This window comes from Pseudomonas sp. NIBRBAC000502773 (assembly GCF_006517195.1).
Taxonomy (GTDB): Bacteria; Pseudomonadota; Gammaproteobacteria; order Pseudomonadales; family Pseudomonadaceae; genus Aquipseudomonas; species Aquipseudomonas marginalis.
This window is the reverse complement of sequence record NZ_CP041189.1, coordinates 5,171,220-5,183,141: the sequence shown is the minus strand read 5'-3', so window position 1 is coordinate 5,183,141 and position 11,922 is coordinate 5,171,220. Positions and strand designations below refer to the sequence as shown.

Genomic DNA, 11,922 nt, shown 5'->3' with positions numbered 1-11,922 from the left:
GATGAATCCCAACACGCTGACCGATCAACTGAGCCTGTTTCTCGATGTACTGGAAACCGGCAGCTTTTCCGCCGCAGCCCGTCGCCATCCGCTGACGCCCTCGGCGGTGGCGCGGCGCATCGACAGCCTGGAAAGCTCCGTGGGCAGCCGCCTGTTCCAGCGCAGCACTCACGCGGTGGTGCCGACCCCGGCGGGCCTGGCCTTCGCCGAGCGGGCACGACGGATTGTCAGCGAGCTGCAACTGGCGCGGGCGGAAGCGGTCTCCTTGAGCCACGCACCCGAGGGCTTGATCCGCGTGGACGCACCGGCAGCCTTTGGGCGACGGCATCTGGCGCCCGTGATCGCCGACTTTCTGAATGTATACCCTGGGCTGGATGTGCACCTGCATCTGATCGACAGCTTTGTCGATATGCAGGGCGCGCACTTGGGCAAGGTCGACCTGGTGCTGCGCGCCGGGCACATCGTCGATACACGGCTGATCGCCACGCCCCTGGCCAGTATCGTGCGCATCGCCTGCGCCAGTCCGGCCTACCTGAAAAGCCGTGGCACCCCGGCCCACCCTCACGAATTGAGCGAGCATGACGGCCTGGACTGGGACGGCCTGGCGCCGATGTTCGCGTGGCGCTTCGAGTTGGACGGGCGACGTGCAACGCATCGCCCGCGGCGCATCCGCATGAGCGCCAACAACGCTGAAGCGCTGTTATCGGGGGCTCTCGCCGGGCTGGGGATCGCCCACCTCCCCACCTGGCTGGCCAGTGAGTACCTGGTGCGCGGCGAGTTACTGCCACTGTTTTGCCAAGACGGCCTGCCCAACCCGGAGACCACCGGGATCTACGCACTGCGCCTGGAACAGCAGCCCAATGCGCGCAGCCGGTTGCTGCTGGAATATCTCAAGTCCCGATTCAGCCCCGTGCCGCCTTGGGATCTGGCACTGCAAAGCGGACTGGTCTGACCACCCGGACAGAATTATCTGGCGCATTAAAGATTTGCCCGCTAGATTCCAGGTAGACACGCTTTTTTGAGGCACCACCATGAGCAAAAATCCCGCCCCGTGCGAATCCCTGTTGCTGGACAACCAACTGTGTTTCGCCCTGCACTCCACGTCGCTGCTGATGACCAAGGTCTACAAACCGCTGCTGCAAGCCCTCGGCCTGACGTACCCGCAGTATCTGGCCATGATGGTGCTGTGGGAAGAAGATGGTTTGACCGTCGGTGAAATCAGCAGCCGCCTGCTGACCGACCCGGGCTCCCTGACACCACTTCTCAAGCGCCTGGAAGCCGAAGGCCTGCTCAGCCGCACCCGCAGCCGTGAAGATGAGCGCGTGGTGGTGGTGGAACTGACCGACGCTGGGCGTGCCTTGCAGGAGAAGGCCATGGGTATTCCACAGTGCATTCTCGGCGCCAGCGGTTTGGAGCTGGACCAATTACGCACGCTGCAGGCTGACTTGCTTGCGTTGCGGGGCAACCTGCAGAACGCGATCTGAACACGGCAAAACACTCAACATGTGGAAGGGGGCTTGCTCCCGATGACGGTTTATCAGTCGACGAATCTTTTGACTGAAACACCATCATCGGGAGCAAGCCCCCTCCCACAGTGGTTTGCAGCGACTGAAAAATATTTATACATTTATCTTGCGCGCTAAACATTAGCGCTATACATTTGCCTCACCAACTACTTAGCGCGCAAAACTTTAGCGCTAAAACCAAAAGGACGACACCATGCAAACGCTCTATACCGCAGTAGCCACCGCCACCGGCGGCCGTGATGGTCGCGCTGTTTCCAGCGACAATATCCTCGACGTCAAACTCTCCACCCCCAAGGAATTGGGCGGCGCCGGCGGCCAGGCCACCAACCCGGAACAACTGTTTGCCGCCGGTTACTCGGCCTGCTTTATCGGCGCCCTGAAATTCGTCGCCAGCCAGACCAAACGCAAAATCCCGGATGATGCCTCGATCACTGCCCACGTCGGCATCGGCCAGATCCCTGGCGGTTTCGGCCTGGATATCGACCTGCACGTCAGCCTGCCAGGCCTGGCCGAGGACGATGCGCAAAGCCTGGTCGACGCTGCGCACCAAGTCTGCCCGTACTCCAACGCCACCCGTGGCAACGTCGAAGTGCGCCTGCACGTAACCGTCTAACCACTGCCGCTGTCACTGGAGAAGAACATGAACACATTTGCCAACGTGCTGACCGGCAGCCTGCTCGCCCTGTCCGTCACTCACGCGTTTGCCGCCAATGGCGACGTTGAACACACTACCCAGGCCTTCCTGGATGTGTTGAACGCCGGCACCGGCAAACCGATGGAACAACTGACACCCACGCAAGCCCGTGCCGTACTGACGGGTGCCCAGGCCGGTGTGAAGTTGACCCTGCCCAAGGCGGACGTGAGCCAGAAGACCATTCAGGTCGATGGCCAGCCGCTGGACCTGACCATCGTGCGGCCAGCCGGGGTCAAGGGCACATTGCCGGTGTTCATGTTCTTCCACGGCGGCGGCTGGGTGTTGGGGGATTACCCGACTCACGAGCGCCTGGTGCGCGATCTGGTGGCGGGTTCGGGGGCCGTGGCGGTCTTCGTCAACTACACGCCTTCACCGGAAGCCCGCTATCCGGTGGCGATCAACCAGGCCTACGGCGCAACCAAGTGGGTCGCCGAGCATGGCAAGGACATCAACGTCGACGGCAAACGCCTGGCGGTCGCGGGTAATAGTGTCGGCGGCAATATGGCAGCCGTCGTCAGCCTGATGGCCAAGGACAAGGGCACACCTGCGATCAAGTTCCAACTGCTGTTATGGCCGGTGACCGATGCCAACTTCGAGACGGCGTCCTACAACCAGTACGCCGAAGGGCACTTCCTCACCAAGAACATGATGAAGTGGTTCTGGGACAACTACACCACCGACGCCAATCAGCGCGCCGAGATCTACGCCTCGCCGCTGCGGGCGACCGCGGATCAGCTCAAGGGCTTGCCGCCCGCGCTGATTCAGACCGCCGGTGCCGATGTGTTGCGTGACGAAGGCGAAGCCTATGCGCGCAAGCTGGACCAGGCCGCGGTTCCCGTGACGGCCGTGCGCTATAACGGCATGATCCACGACTACGGTTTGCTCAATGTGGTCAGCCAGGTACCAGCGGTGCGTTCGGCCTTGCTGCAGGCATCCGACGAGCTGAAGCAGCACCTGAAGTAAAAAGCAGCGCCCACGAAAAAGCCCGACGCTAGGTCGGGCTTTTTCGTATCGGCGGGGCGAGAATTACTTCTTGGCGCGACCTTTGTACGAACCACCTTCGCGGGTGTCGATCTCGATCAGGTCGTCGATTTCGATGAAATCGGCAACTTGCAGTTCGGTACCGTTGCTCAGCTTGGCAGGCTTCATCACTTTGCCCGAAGTGTCACCGCGAGCGGAACCTTCGGTGTAGGCAACCTTACGCACGATAGTGGTCGGCAGCTCTACGGAAACCAGGCGCTCTTCGAAGAAAATAGCTTCGCAGACGTCTTCCATGCCTTCTTCGATGAACGGCAGAACGGCTTCGATATCTTCAGCGTTCAGCTCGTACATGGTGTAGTCGGTGGTGTCCATGAACGTGTAGGTGTCGCCGCTGATGAAGGACAGGGTCGCTTCCTTGCGGTCGAGGATCACGTCGTCCAGTTTGTCATCGGCGCTGTAGACGATCTCGGTCTTGTAACCGGTCAGCAGGTTCTTCAGCTTGGTCTTCATGATTGCGCTGTTACGACCAGACTTGGTGAACTCAGCTTTCTGAACCAGCCAAGGGTCGTTTTCGAGACGGATCACTGTACCGGGTTTCAGTTCTTTACCAGTTTTCATTGCGTATATCCGAAATTTGGATGGGATTACAAAAATCAAGGTCGCGTATCATATCCAACTTTCATAAAACTGTACCAGCGCCGTCGCAAGATCGGCCTGCAAGCCTTGTTCCAGACACCACGTCTGCGCGTGCTGAGTTAACTCAGGCCAGTGCGGCAGCAGCATTTTCCACGCGTATGCCATATCGCCATCAGTGTTCCAGGCTTGCCAGAGTTCGACCAGGGCAGCCTTCGCGGCCGGTGACAGGGCGGCGGTGTACAGGTCCAGGAAGGCGTCGAGCTTGTCCAGGTGGATGTCTTCGTCCTGACGATAGATGTGCCACAGCAGCGGCCGCCCGGCCCATTGGGCGCGCACGAACGAGTCTTCGCCGCGCACGGCGTTGAAGTCGCAACACCACAGCAGGCGGTCATATTGCTCCTGGCGCACAAACGGCAGCACCTGCACGGTCAGGGCGTTGCGTTGATGGACGTCCCCCACCGCCAGGCTTTCGACACCGAGCCAATGCTGCACATCACCGAGGATGCGCCCTTCCGGCACCAAGAGATGAGTGGCGTGCCCGTCGGTCGAGAGTGCATCCAGCCAACTGGCCAGCCCGGCGTTTTCGTAGGCGAACAACGAGATCAGCCGCGCACCCGGTGCCGGAAACACACCCAGACCTTGCAGGAATTGCCGCTGTGCAGCGGCATCCTGCTGAAACGCCTGACGCTGTTCCAGCAACCCGGCCTCGCGTAACAGCCCGCCCGTACCGGGTCGGAACCCTGGGAAAAAGAAGTACTTCTGCACGCCCTTGAACTTCACCGAGGGCAACCGATGACACCCCACTACCCAGTCTTCGGCACTGAGGTAATCCAGGTTCATCCACAACGGCGTACGTTCACGCACGGCCATGGCTTCCATGTAGTCAGGCGGCAACTGGCAGGCGAAGGCGGCGATCACCACATCGGCTGCCGGTGCGCTCGACCACACGGCCGGCCAATGGCGCACATCGACACCCTCTTGCCATTGCTCGTCCAGGCGCACATCAATCTCGGGGCACATACGCTCGAAGGCGCGCAGGTCGTCGACCCACAAGCGCACCTCGCACCCCTGCTCCGCCACCAATTGCCGGGCCAGGCGCCAGGTCACGCCGATGTCGCCATAGTTATCGACGACGCTGCAAAAAATATCCCAGCGGGCTTTCATTCCGGGCTCCAACGCTCAAAGGCTCGATTGTCCGCATAAATGCGCCGATGCAGAAGGCTTGATCGCGATTATTCTGCACAGTGGCTGTGCGACAATCGCCGCCATGCCGTTAATGTCTGCCAGGAGGCCATCATGTCCGATCGCTCGTTGTCGCTGCCCAAACTCACGCTCGCCATTGCCCTGGGGCTGTGGCTGGGGTTTATCGCCATTGCGCTGACCAGTTGGCTGGCGTCGCGCTATCTGTTCCCGCAAAGCCTGGCGCCTGTAGCCCAGGCCGTTGAGCAACTGGGCAAACCTGCGGCGGTTGCACCGGAGCCGCCGAACCGTATGTTCGAGCAGTACCAACAGAACCTGCAGAAGCAGGAACAACAGCAGGCCCTGGACCAGGCCCGCAATAACGCACGCAACCTGTCCAACCCAAAATGCCAGTTCTGGCTACAGCAGGACCAGAACGCACCGAATGAAAAGACCCGGGCCAATGTCCTGCAATTCTGCGATTGATGACCATGAATAAACACGCTGTTCACCAGCTGATCCTGGAAAAACTCACCGTCGACCTCGACATTGCCCAGCGCGCCGCGCAGACCGCCTACGAAACCGCGACCCACGAAGAAAATATCGCCGAAAACAAATACGACACCCTCGGGCTGGAGGCGTCTTACCTGGCAGCCGGGCAAGCCAGGCGCGTCGAGGAAATCAAGCAGGCGCTGGCGCTGTGCCAGAACCTGCCACTGCGTGCGTACGATGATCAACGTGGCATAGAAGTCGGCACATTGCTGGGCCTGGAAGACGAAAACGGCCGCCAGCAGTGGCTGTTCCTGGCACCGGATGCGGCGGGTTTGAAGGTGGACGTGGTCGGGCAACCGGTGACCGTCATCACCCCGCGTTCACCCTTGGGCAAAAGCCTGCTGGGCAAGTTCGAAGGTGATGAGGTGGAGATTCTGGTGGCAGGCGCCCGGCAACACTTTACGGTTACCGAGGCCAAGTAACCCCCTTAATGGACGGGCAATTCCACGCCGTCGAACAGCTCTTCCAGTTCCTGCTTGTTGTGGCACTGGATCGCCTTGGCCATGACTTCGCGGGTGAGGTGCGGGGCGAACTTCTCGATGAAGTCGCACATGAAGCCCCGCAGGAAGGTGCCACGGCGGAAGCCGATCTTGGTCACACTGGACTCGAACAGCTCGCTGGCATCCAGCACCACCAGGTCTTTATCGAGGTTGGTATCGACCGCCATCTTGGCAACGATGCCAACGCCCAGGCCCAGGCGCACATAGGTCTTGATGACGTCGGCGTCGGCGGCGGTGAACACCACTTTCGGCGTCAGGCCACGATGGCTGAAGGCTTCGTCGAGCTTGGAGCGGCCGGTGAAACCGAAGACGTAGGTGACGATCGGGTACTCGGCCAGGGCTTCCAGGGTCAGCTTCGGCAACTTGGCCAATGGGTGACCCTGGGGCACGACGACGCAACGGTTCCAGCGGTAGCACGGCATCATCACCAGGTCACCGAACAGCTCCAAGGCTTCGGTGGCGATGGCGAAATCGACGGTGCCGTCGGCGGCCATCTCGGCGATCTGCATCGGCGAGCCTTGATGCATGTGCAGCGCCACGTCCGGGTATTGCTTGATGAAATCGCGGATCACCGGCGGCAATGCGTAACGCGCCTGGGTGTGGGTCGTGGCAATCGACAAGGTGCCTTTCTTCTCGTTGGAGAATTCCTGGGCGATCTGCTTGATACTCTCGACTTTGCGCAGGATCTCGCCGGCGGTGGTGATGATGCGTTCACCGGCCGGGGTGACGCGGGTGAGGTGCTTGCCGCTGCGTGCGAACACTTCGACGCCCAGCTCGTCTTCGAGCAGGCGGATCTGCTTGCTGATACCGGGTTGGGAGGTGTAAAGGCTTTGAGCGGTAGCGGAAACGTTGAGGTCGTGGTGCGCCACTTCCCAGATGTAGCGCAGTTGTTGAAGCTTCATATGTGTCCCTCAAAGCAGATAGACGCCACGGGTATCAGCGACGGTATATAACTATATTAAAGGTTTGACAGATAAATCTAGAACTTTTTATCGTTTTTCAGCGTCACACGTCATCACTGCGTCGACGCTGTAACGCAGGCACCAGGTAAACCGGCACGCTAGACAATTGCAGCACCCGTGCAGCGGTGCGCCCAAGCGGTGTGGCGGCCGCCGTGGCATGGCTGTGGCTGCCGACGATCAACAGGTCGACGGACAATTTGCGCAACTGCTCGAGTATCACTTCGCACGGGTCGCCCTGAATCACCCGTACCGAGCGAATCAGTTCAAGATCCTGGCCCTCACCCCCCAATTCTTCGCGAAAACTGTCCAGCACCCGTTGCTCAATGGTCGCCATGACAGTGCTCAGCCCCTGGCTCTGCCATTCACTCAAGGCCTTCTCATCAAGGTAGCTCTGCAACACCGATTCGGCGAACAACCCGATGGGCTCGACCACATGAATCACATCCAGGTCAGCCTTGAACGTTCGTGCCAGCGCCAGTGCATGTTGCATCACATACGGCGCGTACAGACCAAGGTCCGTGGCGTACAGCATCGAACGAATCATAAAACCTCCCGGACGGCCAGGATGGAGGAGATTGAATGAGCTTAGCAGCGCCCCTAAGTCTCGGCCTGAATCCTCACCTCGTTACTGATGCCATGGGGCACATGCCCGGTGGCCACCACCTCCCTGGCTTTCTCGCAGTGACCGGCCTGGTCATCGAAAAACACATCCGCGGCAAACGCCTCCAGGAAGGCGGACTTTTCCAGGCCGCCGAGAAACAGTGACTCATCCAGTCGGATGTCCCACTCACGCAAGGTCCGAATCACCCGCTCGTGGGAAGGCGCCGAACGGGCGGTGACCAAGGCTGTGCGGATCGGACAGGCCTCGTCTGGAAACTCACGCTGCAACAAGTTGAGTGCCGCCAGGAACCCCTTGAACGGGCCACCGTGCAAAGGCTGGCGTGCCGACTCGCGCTCGCTGGCCTGGAATGCCTCCAGCCCGCCGGCCTGATACACGCGCTCCGACTCATCGGAGAACAGCACCGCGTCACCGTCGAAGGCGATCCGCAGCTCTTCGCTGGACGCCCGGCGCGGACCGCCCGACAGAATCGTCGCGGCGGCAAAGCCGGCATCGAGGGCGCTACGTACATCTTCAGCATGGGTGGAAAGAAACAGATGACAGCCAAACGCCGCCAAATAAGGATAAGGACTACGCCCACCGACAAAGGCTGCGCGGGAAATATCCAGGCCGTAATGCTGGATGGAATTGAACACGCGCAAGCCGGTGTCGGCACTGTTGCGCGACACCAGCACCACCTCGACCCGAGCACGGCCCAGGCTGGCATTGAGGCTCAGCAGCTTCTTGACCAGCGGAAAGGCGTCACCGGGCTCGAGGATCTCTTCCTCGTGTTCGATCTGGTATTTACGGTAGGCCTCCACCCCTTGGGCCAGGTAGACCTTGTGGCTGTCGCTCAGGTCGAACAGCGCCCGCGAGGAAATCGCCAGCACCAGTTTGTCGCCCAATCCCTTTGCCATGGTACGTCCCCCGAATCAGCGGTTACGCCGATCAATAAAGCTCAAGGCCTGGTACAGCGCCTGCATTCGTGGCAATTCGCAACCTGCGGCCTTGGCGGCAGCGAGCGGTCGCCCATAGATCGCCGCCAGTTCCAGCGGGCGTTTATGTATATGGTCGTGGTACATGCTGGGCAGGTAATCGTCCATGGTTTTCGTCATGGCGAACATCTGCTCGGCGTAACTGCCGGGGATTTCATGGCCGCAGGCATGGGCACCCTGCACCACTTCGGCCATCAGCGCCTGGATCAGCTCGCGGCTGGATTCGTCCGCCATCATTGCCGTGGTACCCGTTCCCAACAGTACGGAGAGGCCATTGTAAGGCACGTTCCACACCAGCTTGTGCCAGCGGGCCTGATGCACATTGGCCATGGCCTGGGACTCGATGCCGGCCTTATGAAACAACGCGGCACCGGCTTCGACAATAGCCTTCTGGCGGGCCTCATCGTTGGCGGCCGTGCCGCTGTGGTAGCCCAGGTTGACCCGGCCCAACGCCTGATGCTCGACGACGCCAGGCGCGGAGCGGTGTACGCCGATGTAGCACAGCCCGCCCAGTAGATGCAGGGATGGCGGCAGGTGTTCACGCAGACTGTCTTCGACATCCAGGCCGTTTTGCAGCAACACCACCTTGGCGTCCGGCGCCGCGACCTGGGCAAGGGTTGGGGCAAGCTCGACATTGCCGGTGGACTTGGTGCCCACCAGCAACCAGTCGCACGCCGGCATGTCGGCGGCACGGGCGTAGGCTTGCACCGGGTGCAGGTGCAGGTTGCCATGCACGCTGCTATTGACGCGCAGGCCGTGCTCGCTGACCGCTGCATATTCGCTGCGCAGCAGGAAGTGCACGTCGAAGCCCGCGCGTGCCAGCATCACTCCATAGAAGCCACCAATGGCGCCGGTGCCGATAATGCCGATACGTGGCGACTGTACTGTCATGGCAGTTCCTCCGGAGTGCGGCTAAGTGCTTGGTCAATGGTTTCGGTCAGGTCAGAAAGCGTAAGACGTGTCTGTATTTGCCCGAGGAACTGACCCTCGCACACCACGAACAACGCCGGCAAATGAAAGATCTGGTAGCGTTCGACCGCACCGCCGTTGTGCCCGGCATCCACCCAGCACACGCGGTCCACCGGCAAACGCCAGCCCGGCAACTGCTGGCGCGCCCAACGGCAACTGGAACACCCCACGCTGATGAACACCACCAGCGAAATACCTGGCAATCCCAGCAATTGCTGGTCAATATCCAGGTCGGTCAATTCCAGTTCCTTCACTATACTGCTGCCACCGCCGTCAACTGGACGGTGCTTGGAGTCCGTGTACATGGGTCGTTTTTTACCTCACCCTGATGATGTCGCTGTCGAGTTAATCCAACGCCCCTCTCCCGCCATCCCCCGCCAACGCCTGCACACTATCGGCCTGGGCGGCGTTGCCTGCAATTGGCCCCGCGCATGGCGCCAGGGCACGGCCGTTGACCTGCACATTCCCTCCCTGGGCGCCACGGCCCGCTATCCGGGGTATGTGGCGTGGTGTCGCAAGGTGGAAAACGGCTACCGCGTGGGCATTTCGTTTACCGATGAACATGCGTTGTTCGGGGCGCGAATGGGTGAGCAAGCATGCCGGATAGAGCGCTACTGCCGCCAGCACGAAGATGCCGAGCCGACCCCGCAGCAACTCGAAGCCCTGGCCCGTGAGTGGGTGGCGCGCCATGCCGGCGAGTTCGCCCACGAGACGTTTGTGCGGCCAGCGCTGGATTAAAGCGGGCTTTGCCCATTGTCGCGGGCCCGTGTTACGCGCTAAGGTTCCTCCCCCTGCATTCAAATCATGCTGTGCCCGCCGCACGGGGATGGCTGGCGGCCGGCACCCGTGACCCTGGCGAGTAACACGATGGCTGATTTACCGATCAATGACCTAAACGTCGAATCCAACGAGACCCTGATCACACCCGATCAGCTCAAGCGCGAAATCCCTCTGAGCGACGCTGCCCTGCAGACCGTCACCAAAGGCCGCGAAGTCATCCGTGACATTCTCGATGGCACCGACCACCGCCTCTTCGTCGTGATCGGGCCTTGCTCGATCCACGACCTCAAGGCTGCCCACGAATACGCCGAGCGCCTCAAAGTGCTGGCGGCGGAAGTGTCCGACACCTTGTACCTGGTGATGCGCGTGTATTTCGAGAAGCCGCGTACCACCGTGGGCTGGAAAGGCTTGATCAACGACCCGTACCTGGACGACTCGTTCAAGATCCAGGACGGCTTGCACATCGGTCGCAAGTTGCTGCTGGACCTGGCCGAAATGGGCCTGCCCACTGCTACCGAAGCCCTCGACCCGATCTCCCCGCAGTACCTGCAGGACCTGATCAGCTGGTCGGCCATCGGCGCGCGCACCACCGAGTCGCAGACCCACCGCGAAATGGCATCCGGCCTGTCTTCGGCCGTAGGCTTCAAGAACGGCACCGACGGCGGCCTGACCGTGGCGATCAACGCGCTGCAATCGGTCTCCAGCCCTCACCGTTTCCTGGGTATCAACCAGGAAGGCGGCGTCTCCATCGTCACCACCAAGGGCAATGCCTACGGTCACGTGGTGTTGCGCGGCGGCAATGGCAAGCCCAACTATGACTCGGTCAGCGTTGCACTCTGCGAGCAGGCGCTGGACAAGGCCAGGATCAAGCCGAACATCATGGTCGACTGCAGCCACGCCAACTCCAACAAGGACCCGGCCCTGCAGCCGCTGGTGATGGAAAACGTCGCCAACCAGATCCTCGAAGGCAACCAGTCGATTATCGGACTGATGGTCGAGAGCCACCTGAACTGGGGCTGCCAGGCGATTCCAAAGGACCTGGCCGACTTGCAGTACGGCGTGTCGATCACCGATGCCTGCATCGACTGGTCCGCCACCGAGAACACCCTGCGCAGCATGCACGCCAAGCTCAAGGACGTATTGCCGAAACGCAAACGCAGCTGAACCTGTATCTGAAGTGTGCGCACACAAAAACGCCGGGCTGAGCCCGGCGTTTTTCATCCTGCGTTTTATGCCTCAAAGCTTCGCGGCATGGCGCTGGTGGCGCTCCATGTAGCGTTCGACATAGGAACACGACGGGATCACCGTGTAGCCTTGCTCTTCGGCAAACTTCAACGCTTCCTCGGTCAACGCAGCTGCAATGCCACGGCCGCGCAGTGCGTTGGGCACGAAGGTCCGATAGATGTCCAGGGTCTGCTTCCCGAGGTCCATATAGGTCAGATAGGCACGATGACCGTCCACATTGGTCTCGAACTGATGACCAGCCTGGTCATGGTGGATGGACAACGCCTCGCTCATCACTACTCCTCGCGGGTCTTGGATTCTGACCC

General features: G+C 60.8%; 16 protein-coding genes. 8 read left to right on the top strand and 8 right to left on the bottom strand.

Annotated elements, in window-relative coordinates:
- The first annotated feature begins 1 nt into the window (after position 1).
- The 4 genes from NIBR502773_RS24020 (at position 2) to NIBR502773_RS24005 (ending at position 3,183) form a co-directional block, all read left to right on the top strand.
- Positions 2–952 carry a LysR family transcriptional regulator gene (locus NIBR502773_RS24020; RefSeq protein WP_115488072.1) on the top strand — a complete coding sequence of 317 codons (951 nt, stop codon included), beginning with the start codon at positions 2–4 and terminating at the stop codon, positions 950–952.
- Between the two features lie 79 nt (positions 953–1,031).
- Complete coding sequence (locus tag NIBR502773_RS24015; RefSeq protein ID WP_141157119.1) at positions 1,032–1,484, top strand: MarR family winged helix-turn-helix transcriptional regulator; 453 nt, start codon at positions 1,032–1,034, stop codon at positions 1,482–1,484.
- 235 nt (positions 1,485–1,719) lie between these two features.
- Positions 1,720–2,139, top strand: a complete 420-nt coding sequence (locus NIBR502773_RS24010; RefSeq protein WP_065939975.1) for an organic hydroperoxide resistance protein — start codon at positions 1,720–1,722, stop codon at positions 2,137–2,139.
- 27 nt (positions 2,140–2,166) lie between these two features.
- On the top strand, positions 2,167–3,183 hold the full coding sequence (locus NIBR502773_RS24005) for an alpha/beta hydrolase (RefSeq protein WP_141157118.1): 1,017 nt from the start codon (positions 2,167–2,169) through the stop codon (positions 3,181–3,183).
- A gap of 63 nt (positions 3,184–3,246) precedes the next feature.
- On the opposite strand, the gene NIBR502773_RS24000 is transcribed toward NIBR502773_RS24005, so the two are convergent.
- Both NIBR502773_RS24000 and earP read right to left on the bottom strand, forming a co-directional pair.
- Positions 3,247–3,819 carry an elongation factor P gene (locus NIBR502773_RS24000; protein ID WP_003172723.1) on the bottom strand — a complete coding sequence of 191 codons (573 nt, stop codon included), beginning with the start codon at positions 3,817–3,819 and terminating at the stop codon, positions 3,247–3,249.
- Between the two features lie 48 nt (positions 3,820–3,867).
- Positions 3,868–5,001 (bottom strand): elongation factor P maturation arginine rhamnosyltransferase EarP, encoded by a 1,134-nt coding sequence (earP, locus tag NIBR502773_RS23995; RefSeq protein ID WP_115488069.1) that lies wholly within the window; start codon positions 4,999–5,001, stop codon positions 3,868–3,870.
- 132 nt (positions 5,002–5,133) lie between these two features.
- Between earP and NIBR502773_RS23990 the strand changes: the two genes are divergently transcribed.
- Together NIBR502773_RS23990 and NIBR502773_RS23985 are read left to right on the top strand one after the other, a co-directional pair.
- Positions 5,134–5,502 (top strand): hypothetical protein, encoded by a 369-nt coding sequence (locus NIBR502773_RS23990; RefSeq protein ID WP_115488068.1) that lies wholly within the window; start codon positions 5,134–5,136, stop codon positions 5,500–5,502.
- A gap of 5 nt (positions 5,503–5,507) precedes the next feature.
- Complete coding sequence (locus tag NIBR502773_RS23985) at positions 5,508–5,990, top strand: GreA/GreB family elongation factor (protein WP_027606983.1); 483 nt, start codon at positions 5,508–5,510, stop codon at positions 5,988–5,990.
- Between the two features lie 5 nt (positions 5,991–5,995).
- Here NIBR502773_RS23985 and cysB read toward each other — a convergent pair whose 3' ends face one another.
- The 5 genes from cysB to NIBR502773_RS23960 form a co-directional block, all read right to left on the bottom strand.
- The gene (gene cysB / locus NIBR502773_RS23980) at positions 5,996–6,970 is read right to left on the bottom strand and encodes an HTH-type transcriptional regulator CysB (RefSeq protein ID WP_003189876.1); all 975 of its coding nucleotides are present in this window, start codon (positions 6,968–6,970) and stop codon (positions 5,996–5,998) included.
- A gap of 103 nt (positions 6,971–7,073) precedes the next feature.
- On the bottom strand, positions 7,074–7,574 hold the full coding sequence (locus NIBR502773_RS23975) for a universal stress protein (protein WP_141157117.1): 501 nt from the start codon (positions 7,572–7,574) through the stop codon (positions 7,074–7,076).
- Between the two features lie 53 nt (positions 7,575–7,627).
- The gene (locus NIBR502773_RS23970; protein ID WP_027606981.1) at positions 7,628–8,545 is read right to left on the bottom strand and encodes a 5'-nucleotidase; all 918 of its coding nucleotides are present in this window, start codon (positions 8,543–8,545) and stop codon (positions 7,628–7,630) included.
- A gap of 15 nt (positions 8,546–8,560) precedes the next feature.
- A complete protein-coding gene (locus NIBR502773_RS23965) occupies positions 8,561–9,514 on the bottom strand; it encodes a putative 2-dehydropantoate 2-reductase (protein WP_141157116.1) in 954 nt (317 codons plus the stop codon).
- Entirely contained in the window at positions 9,511–9,897 is a 387-nt protein-coding gene (locus tag NIBR502773_RS23960) for a thioredoxin (RefSeq protein ID WP_141157115.1), read from the bottom strand. Before NIBR502773_RS23960 ends, NIBR502773_RS23965 begins: the two co-directional genes overlap by 4 nt.
- On the opposite strand from NIBR502773_RS23960, the gene NIBR502773_RS23955 reads away from it, so the two are divergent.
- Together NIBR502773_RS23955 and NIBR502773_RS23950 are read left to right on the top strand one after the other, a co-directional pair.
- On the top strand, positions 9,896–10,330 hold the full coding sequence (locus NIBR502773_RS23955) for a PilZ domain-containing protein (protein ID WP_065924429.1): 435 nt from the start codon (positions 9,896–9,898) through the stop codon (positions 10,328–10,330). The genes NIBR502773_RS23960 and NIBR502773_RS23955 overlap by 2 nt on opposite strands.
- A gap of 129 nt (positions 10,331–10,459) precedes the next feature.
- The gene (locus tag NIBR502773_RS23950) at positions 10,460–11,536 is read left to right on the top strand and encodes a 3-deoxy-7-phosphoheptulonate synthase (RefSeq protein WP_141157114.1); all 1,077 of its coding nucleotides are present in this window, start codon (positions 10,460–10,462) and stop codon (positions 11,534–11,536) included.
- A gap of 72 nt (positions 11,537–11,608) precedes the next feature.
- On the opposite strand, the gene NIBR502773_RS23945 is transcribed toward NIBR502773_RS23950, so the two are convergent.
- On the bottom strand, positions 11,609–11,890 hold the full coding sequence (locus tag NIBR502773_RS23945; protein ID WP_027606976.1) for a GNAT family N-acetyltransferase: 282 nt from the start codon (positions 11,888–11,890) through the stop codon (positions 11,609–11,611).
- Positions 11,891–11,922: the final 32 nt, after the last annotated feature.